This window comes from Escherichia sp. E2562 (assembly GCF_005781075.1).
GTDB lineage: Bacteria > Pseudomonadota > Gammaproteobacteria > Enterobacterales > Enterobacteriaceae > Escherichia.
Map to the genome: position 1 here is coordinate 1 of NZ_VATM01000027.1, position 6,992 is coordinate 6,992.

General features: G+C 49.2%; 1 protein-coding gene and 1 pseudogene. One reads left to right on the forward strand and one right to left on the reverse strand.

The window, feature by feature from the left end:
• Nucleotides 1-1,982, reverse strand: a 1,982-nt coding sequence (locus FEK43_RS21855) for a hypothetical protein (protein ID WP_130238305.1), incomplete at its 3' end; no start/stop codon positions are given.
• A gap of 398 nt (nt 1,983-2,380) precedes the next feature.
• On the opposite strand from FEK43_RS21855, the pseudogene FEK43_RS21860 reads away from it, so the two are divergent.
• Nucleotides 2,381-6,814 (forward strand): annotated as a pseudogene (locus FEK43_RS21860) (autotransporter outer membrane beta-barrel domain-containing protein); the annotation flags it as partial.
• Between the last annotated feature and the right edge of the window lie 178 nt (nt 6,815-6,992).

The following is a 6,992-nucleotide window of genomic DNA, read 5'->3' on the forward strand; positions in this document are numbered from 1 at the left end:
ACCGCGCCGTCTTTACAGACGAATTCCGGTGCACGATAGGTCCGCTTCACCCCGTCCGGTGCGGCAGGCTGGTCCTGCGGAATTTCAAATTTGATTTCCTGCAGACGGAGATAATTCACCCCCTTGTGCAGATAGGCATTTTCGACAAGACAGGCATGGATGTAATAGGTCTTTCCGGCCTCGAAATTAGATTCGGTAAAATACAGGGCGATATCGGGCGCGCCACCACTGGCTTTAAGCGGGATCTGCGTTTTTCCCAGTAACGTCAGCGGCGTGTAGTGGTTCTTTTTCTGTATCTCTTTTCCGGCAAATAGATACACCGCGCCGCCCAGCAGGTCGTGCTCCTTCACCGCCTCCCAGTTCGAAAGCAGCGGGAATGTCGCCAGGCCATAGCTGTCATCACCGGGGCGCGCCTGAGGGTTCTGCCCTTCTGCCACGCTGACAGCTGGCGCCGTCGCGGCCTCCCAGGCACTGTTGATAAAAAAGTTCGCGGTGTTGACCATCGTCCCGACGCCATAAATCCCGGCGCTGAACGCGGTAAGCAGCGTGCGGTTTTCCCGGGGCTGCACGTTAATGACGGCGCTCCCCAGGTCGTCCAGCATGACGTAAAAATAATCCCCACTGGTTCTGTCTGTCGCACAGGGGACAATTTCACTGAACGATGCATCGCTGATGATGGCATCTTCGGTAATGCGGGTCACGAGGGGGTAAAAACAGGCCTGGGTGTTTCTTAGTCCCGGCACGGTCAGCCGCCAGGCCATAGCAGGACGTGAGGATAACGGTCGCGTGCTGTCATTGCTGTAATCAATTAACACCGGTGTATCGGCAGCAAAAGTGACGTCAACATCAATATCGGCATCCCAGGCTACATTCCAGGTCACGGTTTCAGAGGTAACCGGGATTCCACTATTATCAAGGCAGCAGGAAACCGTCCACGACAGGCGGTCACCTTTCATCAGGCTGTCATCCACAGTCAGTAAGCAGCCGCCATATAAGGTATTGCCGTCCTGCCACCAGGAGATTTCAGGAGGATAAAAATTCCCCCGGTTTAATGCAAAGGGACACTCGGTTCCGGAAAAATGTTCACCGGCTTTCAGTTGATACTGAAACGTGGCATATAGCGTCTGTCCGGGAAAAATATTGCAGTTGTTTTGCGGGCTGATATGCAGCAGCCGGGATGAATTGGCTTCGCGGATGCGCAGTGGGGACATCGCACACCATGCAAAACTTGCATATGCCCAGACTTCACGATTGGCAATTTCCTCTTCTGTAAAGGGCATCGTTACCTGATTATTTTTATCCACATCCATAATAGCTACCCCCTCTATGGAGGAGGCTACTTCACATTCCAGTTCCCCGCTAAAACAAAAACATACTTTACGATTACAACATATATTCCCGCCAGGAATTAATGTGACTGTATCAGTTAAATCACGGAAATCACCAGTACTATTGACAACCATGTCTACTGCGTCATATGTGCGTAAATCTAAATTATATGGAGTTTCAACGACAAGATCGGTACTGATATCACCAAGATAAAAGGTAAGAGTTATACTTTGTACATAAGGTACCATTGTTTTTTCTATCAGAGTTTCTGCGTTGTTCAGAGTAAGGAAGGGCAAAATACCAAATAAAAATTCTCCATTCTGATCTGTTTCTGTATTATAAAAGCCATAACTATCCTGTTGTAATTTCTTTGCGTCACCCTCATAGGATATTTTGAGTATTGGATGAGTATCAAGTGTGGACCAGTCATTTTTGGTGACCACATCAACATGATATTTGAAGGGGCTTTTTTTTATTGGATTATTTTCAGCGTCAAAAATTTTAATCAGATAATAAATGTGGTTATTCTTAAGATTACTTCCATCCGGTGAATAGAGGGTTGCGCAGACTGGGCCTTTCCGTTGACTTATAGTCATAGTCAGCCCATCTTTCTCTATCTTTTTGTACGTGGTATTAATTACTTTAGGTGACATTGTATTATCCTGTGCTTTGTTCATTGCTCACACTTAGTATGATGCTATAAAATAATAACCGTACACCATCTGTTGCGGCTTACCGTTATGACACCAATTGATGATGTGGGTAATTAATACCGCACCTTTATTAAAACAAGTACTTATAAAGAGATTATGTTTTTATAATTATGCAGGTACTGTTACATTAACCGTTAGTTTCTTGTCTATCTGAGCATTGCATTATTTCATCAGTGAGCTTTTGCGGTTTGATTTTTAAGATATCTATCTCTACAAATAAGAATATTACTTCTTTTATTTATAAAAGAAATCTGTAGTCCTTAAGTAAAATGTTATAGAAATAATGTACCAGATGGAGTGGTTCATTTAATTAAAGGATGTATAACATGAACAACGTATTCAATGTTGTCCGTAACGAATCTACTGGCGTCTGGGTCGCGGTATCGGAGTTTGCAAAGAGTCGGGGAAAACGAACCGGACGTCGTATGCTGGCCGGCTTTGCGATGACGCTGGTTGTTTTCGTATTGACACTAAACTGTGTTACTTCGTCGCTCGCCGCAACGGTGTCGATTCTGCCGGGAGAGAGCGTCTATCTGTCACAAATCTATGGCACTGGCGCAAATCAGACAACGCGTTTAAGTGATCTCATTTTTAATGGTACGAGCTCTTCTCCGGCAACGCTTATTGTTGACCGCAATACGCCACTGGGGACAGACAGTTGGTTGTTTAATGCCACCGGTAATGCCGTTAACTTAATTAGTCTGAGTGGAACTCGAAGAGCAGTGATTAAGCTGCTGGACGGTATTGATATGACAATAAGCAACTCCACAGGGGGAGCTGTTTATAATTCCGGGACTGCTTCGGGAATTGTGTATGAACTCGGCAATGGCAGTCAGCTCCGTTTTGTCGATAACCGTGCCAATAATGGCTATCGTGGCCTTATCATCTCAAATTCAGATGTGCTTTTCCGTGGTGCGAACGGTACTGTTGTTTTTGACAATAACAGCGCCTACTCCTATGACCCCGCGATAGATACCACTAACGCCAACATTATATTTGAAGGCAACGTAACGCTGACCAATAATGTCAATCACGCTATTGCCGGCGGTGTTATTCGGTTACATGACTCGGGCAATTTGATTTTCAGTGGTACAGACGCCTCCATTATTATCGGTAATAACAGCGCAATAAGTTCGGGTGGCGGATTATTTTCTGACGGAAGTGTGCAGTTGTATGGTAATGCCGATATCTATGGTAACCGGGCTGTCAGGGATACTGCGGGAGCTATCGTTGCACAGACCGGACTGGTGATGGAGACGAACGGTATCGATGGTATGAAAGTGCATGGAAACTATTCCAATGGCCAGTATGCAGGCGCTATTCTTATCGGCAACAGCGCGAATTTTACCGGCACGAGTCTGCTACATGCGAAAAATAGCGATATTCAGTTCTATAATAATTTCACCGGGGTCGGAAATCTCTTAACGCCCAATATGACATATGCGGTTGCCAATGCGATTAATATCCGCCAGCCGAATGGTGTGTTGAATATTGCTGCTGACGCTGGGCGTCAGATTCTGTTTCGTGATCCGATAACCAGTTTCAACTCCACTGGCGTGGCAATAAATGTCATTGTTGGAATTAATACCACCAACGGCAGCGATGCTACCGATGGGAAAGTGACTTTTAGTGGCGAAGATTTCACACCTGGTTCTCAAAATACGCAATCGCGGATTTATGCCAATACCACCGTTTATGGTGGTGTCCTGGAACTGAAAGACAATGCTCAGTATGGCATAAACACCAGCAGCACGCGGTTTACATTGCGGGACGGTGCCACTTTATTGTCAACCAGCACGGCGGCGAATACCGTGAATGTGCTTTCATCCGGCACCATGAATTTCGCCGATGGCTCGCTGATTAAGAGCAATGGCGACAGCAAATTGAATCTGAATGCCGGTAGTCGGCTGATTGGTACTGCAGCAGGTGACACGGTAGCGATTGAAACCGACGGAGCCGATAAACTGACACTCGGCGGAGTCCTGTCCGGCCCTGGCAAACTGGAAAAGATCGGCACGGGAACCTTATCTACGGCTAACGCCAATCAGTTCCTCAACACAGGTGGATTCAATGTCAAAGAAGGAACACTGAACGCGCAGAACATGGCGCAGAGTTTCAGTTCACTGGATATCCAACATAACGCGTTAATGACGATGGGCAACAGCGGCGAAAACCTGTCGATCACCGATCGCGCCATGATTGCCGGTACGCTGGAAAACGTCCAGACGCTGAATAAATCAGGCAGTGGTGAGCTGCAGATTGCTAATTCCGTAGGCGCTAACCGGTTGGATATGTCTGGCGGTACGCTGAAAGTTGATGCCGGTGAAACGCTGATTGTCGCTGCGGACGCAAATTTTGGCAGCGGTGTAACCGCGCAGGTTGATATTGCCAGTGACCCGGCACTGAGCGCCGATACTCTCCAGCTTACCGGGAACAATACGCTGGATATCTCCGGCTATGCCCCTGTTTCTGATGAGAATCTGTATATCCTTATCCGCACCCGGAACGGGATTAGCGGCGATTTCAGCTATACCGTCGCAGGACAGGCTTTGCAGGATTATGTCGATACAGACCATTTTCTGATCGGATGGGCGAAGAAAGATGACGACAGCAAAAATGTTATTGCGCAGTTTGGTCTGGTCTGGTTAAACACCGAAGACTCCAGTGCTCACGGTACGTTCAACGTAACGGACAGTCACAGCTTTACCCTGGGAGACGCACTGCAAGATAATCTGAACTCCACCGCGTATGGTTTCGGCTGGGACGGCAAAAGCCTCAGCAAAACTGGTGGCGGTACGCTGATATTCTCCGCCATCAACGGCTATACCGGTAGCACGACTGTTAATGAAGGCACACTGCGGACCGCTATCGCCGACACACTGAACAGCAGTAGCGATATTATCGTCAACGGTGGTGTACTCGATCTGAACGGCAACAATCAGCAGGCTAACCGCCTGAGCGGCAGCGGTGGCGTTGTGATGCTGAACGGCGCATCGCTGATCGCCGTTAACGCCACGGACAGTGATAATTCGCGTTTTGACGGTGACATCATCGATGGCAATGTAGCTGGCGGCCGCTTCATCAAGAACGGTGATGGCAGCCTGACGCTGGCGGGACAGACGGCCTGGATCACAGATACTGAGATTAATGCGGGGGAGCTTGTCTTTGATGGTGCCAACGGTGGCGCGCAACTGACCAGCAATATTATTGGTAATAACGGCAGCCGACTGACTCTGCAAAACGGCGCACAACTGACCGGATGGATCGACCCGGCGAATGTCGATATTGATGCTGCCAGCCGCTGGAACATGACAGCTGCTTCAAAGGTCAACGATCTGAGCAGTGCCGGAACGATCTCGATTTCCGCACCTAACGATAATGATTTCAAAACCCTGACCGTGGCGGGCAACTACACTGGCAATGACGGTCTGATTGTGATGAACACGGAACTGGGGGGCGACGATTCTCAAACCGACAAGCTCATTGTTCACGGCGATACGGTCGGTAACACCAGGGTTGCGGTGCATAATGTCGGGGGCGTGGGTAAACAGACTGACAACGGTATTGAACTGGTTCATGTTGACGGCAGCTCTACCGGTCACTTCGCCCTGACCACCGGCACTGTGGAAGCTGGCGCTTATGTTTATACGTTGGCGAAAGGCACTGACAGTGCGGCGCAAAACTGGTATCTCACCAGTAAGTGGAAAGGTCCCGTTTTACCTGTTCGACCCGTTGTACCGGAGGCTCCGGTCAAACCACCGGTAGTGGATCCGATGGCACCAGACGCGCTGCGCCCGGAAGCGGGTAGTTATATCAGCAATATTTCAGTCGCGAACACGCTGTTTAACCACCGTCTGCACGATCGTCTTGGTGAACCGCACTACACCGACGCGCTAAAAGAGGACGGACTGGCAGCCAGCATGTGGATGCGCCATGTCGGCGGTCATGAACGTTCTGTTGTCGGTGACGGTCAGTTGAAAACGCAGAGCAACCGTTATGTGCTGCAACTGGGGGGTGATATCACACAGTGGAGTACCGACGGCACCGACCGCTGGCATTTGGGGGTGATGGGAGGTTATGCAAACGCGCGCAGCAATACCCGCAGCGACCGCGCCGGTTACGGCTCTGACGGACGTATCAACGGTTACAGCGCCGGGCTGTACGGAACCTGGAACCAGAATGAGGCGGATAAAACCGGGGCGTATGTCGATAGCGGGATGTTGTACAACTGGTTTAATAACAGTGTGGCAGCAGATAACCGCGCCAGCGACAGTTACAGTTCGAAAGGACTGACTGCCTCACTGGAAGCGGGTTATACCCTGAAATCCGGAGAGTTTTCCGGCAGTCGGAGCACGCTGAACACCTGGTATATCCAGCCGCAGGCACAGGTTACCTGGATGGGCGTGAAGGACAATGCGCACAACCGCAACGATGGGACCCGTATTGAAACTCAGGGCGATGGTAACATCCAGACGCGTCTGGGTGTGAGAACGTACCTGAACAGTCATCACAAAATGGATGATAGTAAGCAGCGTGAGTTGCAGCCATTCGTGGAAGTAAACTGGATCCACAATACCGAAACCTTTGGTGTGAAGATGGATGGCGTAAGCATCAGTCGTGACGGCGTGCGTAATCTGGGCGAAATCCGCACCGGGGTGGAAGGTAAAGTGAATGCTAATCTGAGCATCTGGGGCAACGTTGGTGTACAAACAGGTGACAAAGGCTATAGCAACACTCAAGGAATGCTGGGGATTAAGTACAGTTGGCGCTAACATTGCCTGATGCGCTACGCTTATCAGGCCTACATATCAAAGCAATATATTGAATTTGCGCGATTTTATGGCCGGATAAGGCGTTTACGCCGCATCCGGCATGAACAAAACGCACTCTGTCAGAAAACGGGAAGGAGCCTGTACATAGATTTGTGTAATTGCCTGATTTTGATATGTT